Origin of the sequence: Paenibacillus sp. FSL H7-0357, assembly GCF_000758525.1 — a bacterium.
Classification (GTDB): Bacteria; Bacillota; Bacilli; order Paenibacillales; family Paenibacillaceae; genus Paenibacillus_AQ.
The window spans coordinates 56,573-70,325 of sequence record NZ_CP009241.1 but is presented as its reverse complement, the minus strand read 5'-3'; the positions used below and the strand labels follow the sequence as shown (position 1 = coordinate 70,325).

11 protein-coding genes and 1 pseudogene are annotated in these 13,753 nt (G+C 50.9%); all 12 read right to left on the bottom strand.

What is annotated here, in order from left to right:
- Positions 1–3: 3 nt before the first annotated feature.
- Positions 4–942, bottom strand: a complete 939-nt coding sequence (cysK, locus tag H70357_RS00325; RefSeq protein ID WP_038584437.1) for a cysteine synthase A — start codon at positions 940–942, stop codon at positions 4–6.
- 204 nt (positions 943–1,146) lie between these two features.
- Complete coding sequence (locus tag H70357_RS00320) at positions 1,147–2,091, bottom strand: peptidyl-prolyl cis-trans isomerase (protein ID WP_081965636.1); 945 nt, start codon at positions 2,089–2,091, stop codon at positions 1,147–1,149.
- 8 nt (positions 2,092–2,099) lie between these two features.
- Positions 2,100–2,984, bottom strand: a complete 885-nt coding sequence (hslO, locus tag H70357_RS00315) for an Hsp33 family molecular chaperone HslO (protein WP_038584434.1) — start codon at positions 2,982–2,984, stop codon at positions 2,100–2,102.
- A gap of 47 nt (positions 2,985–3,031) precedes the next feature.
- Positions 3,032–3,799, bottom strand: coding sequence for a type III pantothenate kinase (locus H70357_RS00310; RefSeq protein ID WP_038584431.1), 768 nt, complete (start codon positions 3,797–3,799; stop codon positions 3,032–3,034).
- Positions 3,796–4,671, bottom strand: coding sequence for a carboxylating nicotinate-nucleotide diphosphorylase (gene nadC, locus H70357_RS00305; RefSeq protein ID WP_038584428.1), 876 nt, complete (start codon positions 4,669–4,671; stop codon positions 3,796–3,798). Before nadC ends, H70357_RS00310 begins: the two co-directional genes overlap by 4 nt.
- Positions 4,661–6,276: pseudogene (gene nadB, locus H70357_RS00300) on the bottom strand (L-aspartate oxidase). Before nadB ends, nadC begins: the two are co-directional and overlap by 11 nt.
- Positions 6,277–6,315: 39 nt before the next feature.
- Positions 6,316–7,254 (bottom strand): quinolinate synthase NadA, encoded by a 939-nt coding sequence (nadA, locus tag H70357_RS00295; RefSeq protein WP_038584425.1) that lies wholly within the window; start codon positions 7,252–7,254, stop codon positions 6,316–6,318.
- Positions 7,255–7,530: 276 nt separating this feature from the next.
- Positions 7,531–9,582, bottom strand: a complete 2,052-nt coding sequence (ftsH, locus tag H70357_RS00290) for an ATP-dependent zinc metalloprotease FtsH (protein WP_038584422.1) — start codon at positions 9,580–9,582, stop codon at positions 7,531–7,533.
- A gap of 110 nt (positions 9,583–9,692) precedes the next feature.
- Positions 9,693–10,232 carry a hypoxanthine phosphoribosyltransferase gene (hpt, locus tag H70357_RS00285; RefSeq protein ID WP_038584418.1) on the bottom strand — a complete coding sequence of 180 codons (540 nt, stop codon included), beginning with the start codon at positions 10,230–10,232 and terminating at the stop codon, positions 9,693–9,695.
- 45 nt (positions 10,233–10,277) lie between these two features.
- A complete protein-coding gene (gene tilS / locus H70357_RS00280) occupies positions 10,278–11,720 on the bottom strand; it encodes a tRNA lysidine(34) synthetase TilS (RefSeq protein ID WP_038584415.1) in 1,443 nt (480 codons plus the stop codon).
- Positions 11,721–11,796: 76 nt separating this feature from the next.
- Positions 11,797–12,735: a serine/threonine protein kinase gene (locus tag H70357_RS00275; protein ID WP_038584413.1), complete on the bottom strand. Its 939-nt coding sequence runs from the start codon at positions 12,733–12,735 to the stop codon at positions 11,797–11,799.
- The gene (locus tag H70357_RS00270; RefSeq protein ID WP_038584410.1) at positions 12,725–13,471 is read right to left on the bottom strand and encodes a vWA domain-containing protein; all 747 of its coding nucleotides are present in this window, start codon (positions 13,469–13,471) and stop codon (positions 12,725–12,727) included. The genes H70357_RS00275 and H70357_RS00270 overlap by 11 nt, the downstream gene beginning before the upstream one ends.
- Positions 13,472–13,753 lie beyond the last annotated feature (282 nt).

Sequence of the window (13,753 nt, the reverse complement as noted above, 5' to 3'; positions counted from 1 at the left end):
CAATTATGCTTCGAAATTATACAGCGGTGTGCTCAAGTAGCGTTCGCCGTTACTTGGGATGATCACAACTACTTTTTTGCCTGCGCCCAGTTCCTTAGCTACTTTGAGAGCCGCGAATACAGCTGCACCGGAAGAAATACCGGACAACACGCCTTCCTCTTTAGCCACGCGACGGGCAGTTTCAAATGCTTCATCGTTCTCTACGTGAATGATCTCATCGTAAATGTCCTGGTTGAGGATTTCAGGAATGAAGTTTGCGCCAATCCCCTGAATTTTGTGAGGTCCTGGTTTGCCGCCGGCCAGAATTGGCGAAGCAGCTGGTTCTACCGCATAAATCTTCACATCAGGATATTGACCCTTCAACACTTCACCTGCACCGGAGATAGTTCCCCCTGTACCCACACCAGCGATGAAAGCATCCAGCGGTCCACCAATGGATTCAATGGCTTCCACGATTTCCGGGCCGGTTGTTTCAAGGTGGATTTTCAAGTTGGCTTTGTTCTTGAATTGTTCAGCCAGGAAGAAGCTTGGGTTCTCGCTTAAGATCTGCTCCGCTTTCTTAACCGCACCGTTCATACCTTCCGATCCTGGAGTCAGCACCAGCTCTGCGCCGTAAGCACGCAGCAGATTGCGGCGCTCAAGGCTCATCGTTTCCGGCATAACAATAATAGCCTTATAACCTTTGGCTGCAGCTACAAGCGCAAGGCCAATACCTGTATTGCCGCTGGTTGCTTCTACAATCGTGCCGCCTGGTTTCAGAAGACCTTCCTTCTCAGCCTCTTCTACAATACTGAGGGCAATGCGGTCTTTAACGCTGGAGCCCGGGTTTTGGTATTCCAGCTTCAAATAAATTTCCGCTGATCCTTCAGGAACAATACGATTGAGACGAACGAGCGGTGTGCCTCCGATCAAATCTGTTACACTGTTGACGACTTTAGCCATGAGTAAAAACCTCCTTGGAATGATAAATGATATATATGGGTGCATAACTTGTGACATACATAAGTCTTCAGCTTGTAATTCCGGGTGTGCACCAGGAGATTCAACACCGCAGCACCAAGTTATAGCGCTGTTCCACGGCCAAATATGATTCGCCGCCATCTATTTCCGACTAAAACAGTAGGTTTTCCATTTAATTTCATATTATCAATCTTGCAGGCTGTTGTCAATATATATCGCTGTATCATATTTAGCGCGCAAATCACTCTCCACCTGCTGTAATGGAGCTGCCTGCTCCAGTGCCAGCTCACGGCGAACCTGCTCACGGATTTCCGTCTGATCCTGGCTTTTGGGATCAATCATTTTCTCCAGCCGGATAATGGCATAATCATCGCCCGTCTGCAGGGGACCTGCGATATCTCCTTCGTCCAGCTGCGCTGCCGTCTTCAGCAGATCTTCCGGCCAAAAGGGATCCTCCTCCTCCACGGTTCCGATGCTGCCGCCTCGTCCACGGCTTTCCTCATCTATGGATAATTCCTTGGCAAGTGCAGCAAAGTCCTCTCCTTGCTCCAGCCGGTCCATTACACGCTCAGCTTCGCTGTAGGTGGCCACTTTAATTATTGAGAGCTGCATTTCTTTCCTCGGTGTGAACCGCTCGGAATTCTCCGCTAAATAATTATCAATTTCCGCATCAGTAATTGTAATGCCTGCAGTTGCGACTGCCTGAAGAGTCAGACGATACACCGCTTCTTCACGCACTTCCTGACGGGAAAGCCCCAGCTCCGACTGCATCTGGGCATAGTATTGCTCTTCCGAACCGTAACCGGTCATGCTGCGCTTCAATTCCTGCTCAATCTCCACATCTGTCACAGCAACACCAAGAGCCTTGGCCTCTTTGTCGACTACAATATGATTAAGCATGCCCAGCAGCACATCATTACCGTACTTTTTTTTGAGTTCATCCACCCAGGCTTGGTCCGTTACCGGTTGGCCTCCCGCAGAGGCGATGTCCGGGGACTCGCCGTCCGCCGGCTCTCCTTTAAGAATGGACATCGCCCGCAAACTCCAGAATAAAAGACCTCCGAGCATCAAAGTCGCGACAGCCAGTAGAATAACGGCATTGCGCAGCGCGCGCTCCTGTCTTGTCATCATCCCCAGCCCTACGATTTCGCTTGATCCAGGATAACCTGCAATTCATCCTTATTAAAAACATAGGCCTCGTTGCAAAAATGGCAGACAACCTCAGCCTGATCATCTTCTTCAATCAAACGCTCCAGCTCTTTCTCACCCAAGCTGACCAGTGTCTGCTCCACCCTTTCACGCGAGCATTGGCAGACAAATTTGATATCCAGCTCATCCATAATCACTGCATCCGGTAAAAGATAACGGAGCATCTCTTCGGGTTCCAGCCCCTCTTCCAGTAAAGCGGTTACTGAAGGCAGCGACCCTACCGCCCGCTCAATCTCAGTGATCTCTTCATCCGTAAGCCCTGGAAGCAGTTGTACAATAAATCCCCCGGCTACGCGCACGGAGTTATCGGTTTCAACCAGCACACCAAGACCCACCGCAGCCGGCGTTTGTTCGGAAACTGCAAAATAATACGTGAAATCATCGCCGAGCTCACCGGAAATAATCGGCACACTTCCCCGGTAAGGCTCCTTCATGCCTAAATCCTTACTGATATCAATAAACCCTTCCGTACCCACGGCTCCTGCGACATCCAGCTTGCCAAGACTATTGCTCGGCAGATGAACATGCGGGTTGGTCACATAACCGCGTACCTCTCCAAAAGCATTGGATTCTGCAGTAATCTGTCCGATCGGTCCATTGCCTTTGACCATCACGGCGAGTTTCTCCTGACCTTTGAGCATTGCGCCCATCATGGCTGCAGCGGTAACTGTACGGCCCAGTGCGGCTGTAGCCGTTGGATACGTATCATGTCTGCGCCGCAATTCATCAACCAGCGCTGTCGTGCGCACAGCAAAAGCTCTGACTCTGCCATCCAGCGCCGTTCCCCGGACCAGCCGGTCCTTTTTGTTATCCATCGGGTGCATACTCCTCCTATCTCTTGCCCTTTTAAGGCTTCTTTATTTTATTTGTTACGGTCATAAATAATACGCAGACCTTCCAGCGTCAGCATTGGATTCACTTCATCAATACAATCCGTTTCACCGGCAATGAGCGGGGCAAGTCCACCCGTAGCGATGACCTTCAGCACCGGCGCATTCATTTCCAGCTTAATGCGCCTTACAATCCCTTCAACCTGCCCGGCATAGCCGAAAATAATCCCTGCCTGCATAGCGTGGACCGTGTTCCGTCCGATTACCTTCTTCGGCTTCTCCAGCTCAATCCGCGGCAGTTTGGAAGCCCGCTGATATAAAGCCTCCGTAGAAATGCCGAGTCCCGGCACAATCGCCCCGCCAAGATAATTGGCACCTGCGTCAATGCAATCGAAGGTAGTCGCAGTTCCGAAATCAACAACAACTAGCGGACATTTGTATTGCTCAATGGCAGCAACCGCATTAACAATCCGGTCAGCGCCTACCTCACGCGGATTCTCATAGCGCAGGTTAAGCCCAGTCTTGATTCCTGGACCTACCAGCAGCGGATCCTTGCCAATATATTTCACACACATCTCCACGATGACCTGAACAAGCGGCGGCACTACCGAGGAGATAATAACCCCTTCGATGTCCTTCACCGAAAGTCCCGACATGCTGAATAGATTATGGATCAGAACTCCATACTCATCCACAGTGGACTGGCGTGCAGTATTAAGCCTGAAGTGGTGCAGCAGCTCACGCTGCCGGTACACACCGAGAACAATATTGGTATTGCCGATATCGACGGCGAGCATCATGACAGCGGGCCCTCCTTCTTCGCATTCAGATCCAGACTGATGTCCAGACTGGAGAAAGAATAGGTGAGACGGCCCACTGAAATTACATCAACGCCGGACTCCGCGATACGGCGAACCGTTTCCAAAGATACATTACCCGATGCTTCAGTCTTGACATGAGGCGATTTCGCCTTAATTCTTCTCACAGCTTCCTTCATCAGTTCAGGAGACATATTATCAAGCATGATGATATCGGCTCCGGCAACAAGTGCTTCCTCCACCTGCTCCAGGTTTTCCGTCTCTACTTCAATCGTCATTGTATGCGGAATATTAGCCCGAGCACGTCCTACAGCCTGACGGATTCCGCCAGCACCTTTGATATGGTTGTCCTTAATCATTACCGCATCATATAATCCGAATCGGTGATTCGCTCCACCACCGACCCGTACAGCGTATTTCTCCAGCATCCGGTGACCGGGTGTTGTCTTGCGCGTATCCACCAGACGCGTCGGCAAGCCATGAAGCTCCTGAACGAAGGAGGCGGTACGTGAAGCCACGCCGGACAACCGCTGCATTAAATTAAGTGCCAGCCGTTCCCCGGTGAGGATCGCATGCGTGCTGCCTTCAACTTCTGCGATGACCGTTCCCTTGGACACACTCTGGCCTTCTTGCACCAGTGCCGTGAACACAAGCGACGGATCTACAATCTCAAACACAAGCTCCGCTACAGGAATTCCGCAGATAATGCCGTCCTCTTTGGCATGAATAATACCCTTGGACTCATGGCCTGCAGGTATCGTCGTACGGGTCGTTATATCCCCGGAGCCGACATCCTCCTGCAGCCAGCCTTTAATTGCCTGTACCAGCTCTTCATTATATCCATTAAACATCATCACTTAATTCCTCCACTATTCCCAGTTCGCGAATCTGGAGCAGATGTTTCTGCCACTCTGCATCATTCCGCAGCGGATAGTCTTCACGGTAATGTGCTCCGCGGCTCTCCTCCCGCGCCAAAGCCGATTCCGTAATCAGCAGGCAGCAGGTCAGCATATTGGCGAACTCGTACTCCTCACGTTTGGTCAGCGCCGAAGCAAAAATTGGCAGCTGCCGTTTCAATTCCTCCAGCCCCTTGGACAACATCTCCTCATTCCGCCGCAATCCGGCGTAACGGACCATTACCTTCTGCAGCTTAAGCCGCCGCTCCACAATAGCTTGTGTGGGAGACTCAACACGGCCTTGCTGACTGCCTGCCGAAATCGTCTCCCGCCGCAGCGGGGGAAGCTGGCGAATGCGTTCAATAATCCGCCGTCCGAACACAATGGCCTCGGACAAGGAATTGCTAGCCAAGCGGTTGGCACCATGCACCCCGGTGGAAGACACCTCACCGCAGGCGAATAAACGGGAGATATTGCTCTCTCCGTTGAGATCGGTCTTAATGCCCCCCATCATATAATGCGCAGCAGGAGCCACGGGAATCCAGTCCGTTGTAATATCCAGTCCGTAGCCCATACATGTCTCATATATCGTGGGAAAACGATGTTTGACCATATCGGCCGATTCATGCGTAATATCCAGATAGACAAACGTTGATTTGGTCAGCTCCATCTCACTGACAATGGCCCGGGCCACGATATCGCGGGGTGCCAGTTCCAGCAGCTCGTGATATCGTTCCATGAACCGCTCTCCATTGATATTGCGCAGCACGGCTCCCTCGCCGCGTACCGCTTCCGAGATCAGAAACCTCGGGGCTCCCGGATAACTAAGCGCCGTCGGATGGAATTGGATAAATTCCATGTCACGCACATGGGCTCCGGCCCGGTAAGCGATGGCTACGCCGTCTCCGGTCGCAACTTCCGGATTAGTAGTATAGCGGTACAATTGTCCCGCCCCCCGGAGCATAGAATCGTTGCATCAGCCTGCAGGAACAATCTGCCTCCGCCCGGCCGCTGTACCAGTGCCCCAAGGCATTCGCCGCCCTCGGTAACGAGATCAATGACATAATGATCATCCCATACCTCTATATTGTCATGTTCAGTAACCTGTTCAGAGAGTGCACGCACAATTTCAAAGCCCGTAGCATCCCCGTTGGCATGCAGAATCCGGCGGTGGCTGTGTGCTCCTTCTTGAGTCAAAGCTAATATGCCATCTTCCTTGTCAAATACGGTGCCGAGCCGGATCAGCTCATGCACCCCGCCCGGTCCTTCATTCACCAATACATCAACAGCAGCCGAGGAGCAGAGCCCTGCACCGGCCATTAGTGTATCCTGCCGGTGATATGCCGGAGAGTCATCTTCGGCTATTACAGCGGCAATTCCTCCCTGAGCATATCTAGTATTGCTCTCCATCAGCGATTTTTTAGTAATCATAATGACATGCCGCTCTTCACTCGCTTTAATAGCCGTGAACAATCCGGCGATACCTGAACCGATAACAATGCAATCCGTCTTTATTGTAGGAAGCTCGCGAAGGTCGAAATCAACCAAATACTGTGGAATCATGACCGCTTTTCACCTGTTTCAACGAAAGAGTAGCGCATGCTACCGGACTTGTAGCATGCGCTCTAGGGAAGTTCTGGCTTTGTCGGCGACAGCGGGTGGTACGTAAATCTGCGGCTTCATCGTCTCCAGGCATTTGACCAGTTTCTTTAAATTATTGACTTTCATATTAGGGCATACAAGAAATTTCGTTGCAAAATGGAATTCCTTATCCGGACTATCCAAGCGGAGCTGGTATCCGGTACCGTCTTCTGTCCCAACAATGAACTGCCGGCGGTCCGATTTCCGGCAATATTCAAGAATCGAGGTGGTGCTGCCTACATAATCGCCCATGGCAACCACTTCAGGACGGCATTCCGGATGCACCACAAACTCGGCTTCCGGATATTTTGCTTTCATTTCCACTACATCTTTAACGGTAAGCATATCATGAGTGTTGCAATAGCCTTCCCAGATAATCAGCTTCTTGCCCGTCTGATCCTGGACATATTGGCCCAGATTCTTATCCGGCACCCAGATAATTTCTTCCGCATCGAGTGATTCGATGACCTTCACAGCGTTGGCAGAGGTACAGCAAATATCAGTCTCTGCTTTAATTTCAGCCGACGAGTTGATATAAGTCACCACTTTAGCATTCGGATGCTGTGCTTTCAGCTTGCGCAAGCCATCTACATTGACCATATCGGCCATCGGACAACCGGCGCGTTCATCAGGAATAAGCACAGTTTTGTTAGGCGCCAGAATCTTAGCGCTTTCCCCCATGAAATGAACACCGCAGAAGACAATCACTTCCGCATCGGTCTCCGCTGCCTTTTGAGCGAGTAAAAAAGAGTCCCCCCGAAAATCGGCAACCTCCTGAATTTCATCACGCTGATAATAATGAGCCAAAATGATTGCATTCCGTTCTTTTTTCAGCTGTTCGAGGCGCACACGAAGTTCGCGATTTTGTTCCTGCTTGCGCTCAAGCGCCAGAGCTTCCACGGTTAGTTCTCCCCCTTATTTCTTCACGGCGTAAGCCGGCTCTACATTCGAATAGATTATATGTTCCTTGCGGATCTGCACAGCCACTCAGCTCTGCTATAGATAGTTATCCATTATTTAATATTTAATCACTAATGTACACAAGGTTCCACCCTCTGTCAATGTAACCGGGAGTCGATCAAGCTGTACGGCAGGAAGCCTAAAGGCGAAAAAAATCCGGAGAACTTTAAGGTTCTCCGGACGAGCTTGCGTAGCTTCATTCAGTTAAGGGGCTCTTTAGACGAGGCCTCCGCCGCCGTCTTTATTGCCGTCGTTAGAATCATTTCCATCCCCGGACTCCGGATTATTCGGAATATCCTTGGTCAGATCAGGAATTGTAGAAGAGGTGTCGTCCTTGCCTTGAATGCGGACACGCACATCACCGATAGAATCAATAACTGGTTCGCCGGCTTCGTGTGTCACACCCGGAGTCTCTTCCGGTTTACCATCTTCAGTCAGATAGCCTTGCTCGATCAATTCTCTAATCTGATCCAGTTCCAGCGTTTCTTTCTCAAGCAAGGTGTTGGCAATGAGGTGCATTTCCTTGGAGTGCTTGGTAAGCAGCTCCCGGCAGCGTTCATAGCTGCTGCGGATAAAGTTCTGCATCTCCTGGTCGATTTCATAAGCGATGGAATCACTGTAGTTCTGCTCATGCCCGATATCGCGGCCCAGGAAGACCTGGCCTTGGGATGTACCGAACTGCATAGGTCCCAGCTTATCACTCATACCGTATTCCATAATCATGCTGCGGACAATACGCGTAGCCTGTTGGAAGTCGCTGTATGCGCCTGTGCCGATTTCACCGATGAACATCTCTTCGGCAACACGTCCACCGAGGAGTCCGGTTACTTTATCAAGCAATTCCTGCTTCGTAACAAGCATGCGGTCTTCTTTAGGAAGCATAATGACATATCCGCCTGCGCGTCCGCGCGGGATAATCGTAACTTTGTGAACCATGTCTGCATGTTCCAGGAAGTAACCGACAATCGTATGACCGGCTTCGTGGTAAGCTACAATACGCTTCTCACGGTCGCTGATCACGCGGCTGCGCTTCTCGGTACCTACAATTACACGGTCAATCGCTTCATCTACCTCACGCATGGTAATATCCTTGCGGTTGCGGCGTGCAGCGAGCAGAGCCGCTTCATTCAGCAGGTTCTCCAGATCGGCACCGGTAAATCCGGTAGTGCGTTTGGCGATAACATCAAGTCTTACGTCTTTCGTAAGCGGCTTGTTGCGGGAGTGAACTTTAAGTACAGCTTCACGGCCTTTAACATCTGGGCGGTCAACCGTAATTTGACGGTCGAAACGTCCCGGACGAAGCAATGCCGGGTCAAGTATATCTGCACGGTTGGTAGCTGCGACAATAATAATGCCTTCGTTGCCGCCGAAACCGTCCATTTCTACAAGCAATTGGTTAAGTGTCTGTTCACGTTCATCATGTCCGCCACCAAGTCCGGCGCCGCGCTGACGTCCCACTGCATCGATCTCATCAATAAAGATGATACATGGTGCATTCTTCTTGGCATTTTCGAACAAGTCACGTACACGGGAAGCACCGACACCTACGAACATTTCCACAAAGTCGGAACCGGAAATACTGAAGAACGGAACTCCTGCTTCACCGGCAACTGCACGGGCCAGCAAGGTTTTACCAGTCCCTGGAGGACCCACGAGGAGAACCCCTTTAGGAATACGTGCGCCTACAGCTGCGAATTTACGCGGATCCTTGAGGAATTCCACGACTTCCACCAGCTCTTGCTTCTCTTCATCAGCGCCTGCAACATCCTCAAAGCTGATTTTCTTCTTCTCTTCATTATATAACCGGGCCTTGCTCTTGCCGAAATTCATTACTTTGCCGCCGCCACCCTGTGCCTGATTGAACAGGAAGAAGAACAGGATGAACATAATAACCAGCGGAATGATGGAAGAAAGGAATGTCAGCCAAATGCTGTCACCTTCCATTTTTTTCGTAACCAGCTCTACACCGTTGACTTCGCTGGCTCCAATAAGCTCATCAAGGGCTTTGTCTGTAGGAGGAACAAATGTGGAGAAATTTTTCGATTTGGCATCTGACGGCTGCTCTCTATATTCACCAGTAACGGCAAAAGCATTGCCTTCAAACTGAATCGTCATACTCTTCACATTATTGTCTTTCAATTCCTGCCTTAATTCATCGTATCTAGGGAAATCGGCGGATTCATTTCCATTGCTCACAAACTGGACAATGCCCACCACGACTAAAAATAAAATCAAATAAAAACCAGAATTCCGGATGAACCGATTCATCCCCTACCTCCTCTCACAACGCTCAAGTTATTGTACCATAGCCTGCCCAGAGTCCTCAAATGCTCAGAGGTCCGGAAATCTGATCCGTGGATCTAAGGCTGTCGATTAGCTCATTTGGAATAAATTTCAGGCTTCAGTACACCGACGTAAGGAAGGTTCCGATACAGTTCGGCATAGTCGAGTCCGTAGCCGACTACGAAAGCATCAGGAATCACAAAGCCGGTATAAGCAGCTTCGAGATTAACGGTGCGTCCTGTCGGTTTATCAAACAGGGTAACCACAGAAATGGAAGCAGCGTTGCGTCCTTGAAGCATTTCAATTAAATAACTGAGTGTAAGACCGCTGTCGATGATGTCTTCGACGATCAGAACATCGCGTCCTTCAACTGACGCATCCAAATCCTTGATGATTTTGACCACACCGGAAGATTTGGTGGATGCCCCATAGCTGGATACAGCCATGAAATCCATCTCAACAGGTACTGTAATGACTTTAACCAAATCTGCCATAAAGATAAACGCGCCTTTCAGCACACAAATTACCAATGGCGTACGTCCTGCATATTCTGCGCTCAGCTGGGCGCCGAGCTCCCTGATTCTTTGTTGGATTTCTTCTTCGCTGATCAAGATTTCTTGAATATCGTTCTGCAACTTGCGAACCTCCTAAGTTATACTATGAAAGACTTACTTCGACCATTACGCTTCTTCGTGCTGCTCCATGTCCTCCAGAGACAAGAGAAGAACCGAGGCCGTGTGCCGCCCTACTGCGGCATGCATCGAGCGCCTTACGCCCGGAATCCAGACGATATTGCCCAAACCATCACAAACGAGGGGAATCTCAGAGCGTTCGGAAGAAGGTATTTTATCATCAATGTAAATATCTTTTACCTTTTTGCTTCCGTTTAATCCCATAACCCTTATGGTATCTCCAGGCAATCGGGAACGAATGGTCAGCGGCAGGACCAGCTCATCGCTGTCAAACCAAGCCGACATCTTCCCATAGTCCTCCCCCTGTACTAAAAAAGTTTCTTTCTCCAGCACCGTCATCGTCATTACTTTTCCTATTTCCGTCAGCAAAAGCCGGGAATGAGGCAAAGACAGCCGATATGTATAACTTACCTTCCGCTGCGGAGGCTTGGACGAGAACAAAATTGTATCATATTGCCGCACACAGATCAGACCTCCACCCAAATCCAAACTCCATACGGTGGGGTGTTCCTGCAGCGTCCCCCGGCGTACAGCCTCGATCTTGGAAAAATCCAGGGTCGATGAATCCGCCGACAGATAATTTAATATTAGTTTAATCAAACGCCGTTGTAAAGCGGAGGGTATGGCCGCGAACAAAGCTCTCTTAAAGGTGTATTTTCCATGCTTCATCAAAACCAGCTCATCGAAGCATTTTGCTGCGTTCGCCTCCATAAATTCATCTTCGGCTCCGACAATTTCGGACAATTGCAGAAGCGACTGTTTGACTTTCGGGTTGTACTTTTCCAGTGAAGGCAGCACCTCCAGCCGGATGACATTCCGCTTGTATTTGGTCAGCAGATTGCTGGCATCTTCGGCATAGGGAAACCCTTCATCCCGGCATAACCCGACAAGAGCCGTTTTGTTAATACGCAGGAAGGGGCGGATGAGTTCCACCTTTTTTTCTGTCCTCTTCCAGCGCATTCCGGCCAGGCCGGAAGGTCCGCTGCCCCGCAACAGCCGCATAAGCACCGTCTCCGCCTGATCATCGGCATGATGTGCCAGTGCAACGGAGCGTGCGCCATAGCGGTGCGCGGTCTCGATCAGAAACTGATAGCGTTTCTCGCGTGCCGTCCCCTCGGGGCCAAGCCCGCTGCCTTTGGCGAGGGAAGGGATATCAAATTCGGCCAGCTCAAAAGGCACCCCCAGCTCCCCGGCCATTTGCCGGACGAACTCCGCCTCCTCAACGGACTCGGCTCTGAACCCGTGGTTCACATGGGCACATACCAGGTTTAGCGGTATCCGGTTCACGGATATTTCATGCAGAATACGCAAAAGAGCCACAGAGTCCGGCCCTCCGGAAACTGCGACTACTATGGTGTCATGGGGCGCCCACAGCCCGTGCTCGTCTGCAGACTCCATTACGGATTCCACAAGCTCATTCATTTGCTCCATACGGTGCTCCCTTTCTTGCCCTATCATTTACACAATCTTTGACCGGTATGGCAAGCATTCCGGTATATGTATGAGATCAAAAACGCAATACCCAATAAATCGTAAAAGCCAGCACAAATAACGATAACCCAAACGCACTTTTTAGCCAGCGCGGGGTCGCCATGGCATCCTTCGGCTGTTTGCGCGTTCCGTATATATGAATCTTCCAGATCTCAGCAGCCTGCGCGGAACCGGGAAATCCGCCTTTCAGTGCAAGACACAGCCAAGAGGAGAGCTTCCTGTCGGGCAAACTTTTGGCCAGCTTAATCAGTTCATCGACGCTTCTTGTCTGCGGCAGCTGCTGGGCAGCGGCTTTCAGCCCGTCTTCATTAAGCAAACGAAGGCAGAGAACGGCAAAAGCAAACAGATCATAATTCTCGTCGCCGGTACGGCTGCCTGCATTCCAGAATCCGCGGTCATGCCACTCGGTAAATTGCTTCACACTGCGTCCCATGGGACTTGCGCCGCCATAGTCGATCAGTTCGGCTTCGCCGTAATCGGATACCATTACATTCTCGGGCTTGAGATCACCAAACACAAAACCGCATTCATGCAGCGTCTGCAGCTTCTCTAACAGCTTCAGTCCTACCAGCCCCAGCCAGGAGATCCCGTTTTTGGCCAAAAAATGGTGCAGCTGTTTACCTTCAACGTAACGCATCACATAAAAAGGGGTATGCTCTCCATCTTTGAAATCATCCGACTCCAGCAGGTAAGAGGACAGCGCGGATTCACGGCGGGCGCGAAACTCACTTCGCTTCCGGCAGGATTGCAGCGAGGTCAGCACATTGATTTCTGACTGCAGCTCAAGCGTATCGTTTCCGATCTTGAGCGCATACCGCTCCCGTCTGCCTTCTCTTTGCACGAGATATACGGTTCCATTGGCCCCTCTTCCCAGCATCCGTTCAATGACATAACGGTTCCCCCGCCATTTGCCGCTAATAACGGTGCCGACAGGGTAGGGCGGATTAGACGACATACCCACCAATCATCCCTTCTCTTTCATCGTGATCCCTGCCCGGAAGGCGGTCACGGTGTTCATCCAGTGTATCACAACGGTAATGTTCGAGCACCTTGAAAATAGCCGGTCCTGTAGGCGTGGCTCCCCTCATTTTCAGCTTGGAGAACAGCGAGCGGACCTCCGACACATTGCTCGTCCAGTCCATATCCAGCATGGCCTCCTCACTGCTCGAGCGCCCGGGAAAATGGAACACGGAAATCTCACTGCTTCCTTCCCGCGCTTCCAGGCTGAGGGCCAAATCACGGATGGCATCCTCTACGGCACCCAGTTTAGGCTTCATACTTGCGCTTGCGTCAATCAGCAGTGCGATGCGCAGCGGCGAGGTTTCTGTCAGCTCATCTACGACGGTAACGACCTGCGAACGTTTCAATGGCGGCAGCTCTTCCAGCGAGCCTTCGCCGAGTATTTTTTTTACCTCTTTATTAACCGCCTGCTGAATGGTCTGAACCACAGTTTTGCGGGTCATCATCTGGATGGTCTGCGCCAGCTGCGGCGTTCCGACAATCCGGCTCAGTCCTCCCCCTGCTTTGGCAATATCAGAAATCTCCCGGCTTCCCAGCTCGCCAATGGTTCCGTAATCGACCACGCCAACCACGTTAACGGTGATTCCCTCCTGCCGGGCATGCGCCGCAGCCATCACCGGACTCTCCCCCACATTGGAACATCCGTCCGTAATGAGCAGAATTTGCTTCATGACCGTTCACTCCCCTTTGCCTTGTTATCTGTTTCTAGCATATCCAAGGTTGAGAGATTTCAAACGCCGCTTAGCGGAGATATTCAGATAAAAACAATAGTGAACTCGGGGAACTGCGAGGAACTTTTGGGCTTCCGATCGCTGTTGTCCCCGGATTTATTGAATTGGCCACATGGTGCAAATCCGGGGACAAAGGCGCACGCTGACGCTTCTCCAGCTCCAAAATTCCTCTCCGTCCCATAGATTCACGTTATGTTTGAAACCTGAAAAAGAACGCCGCCG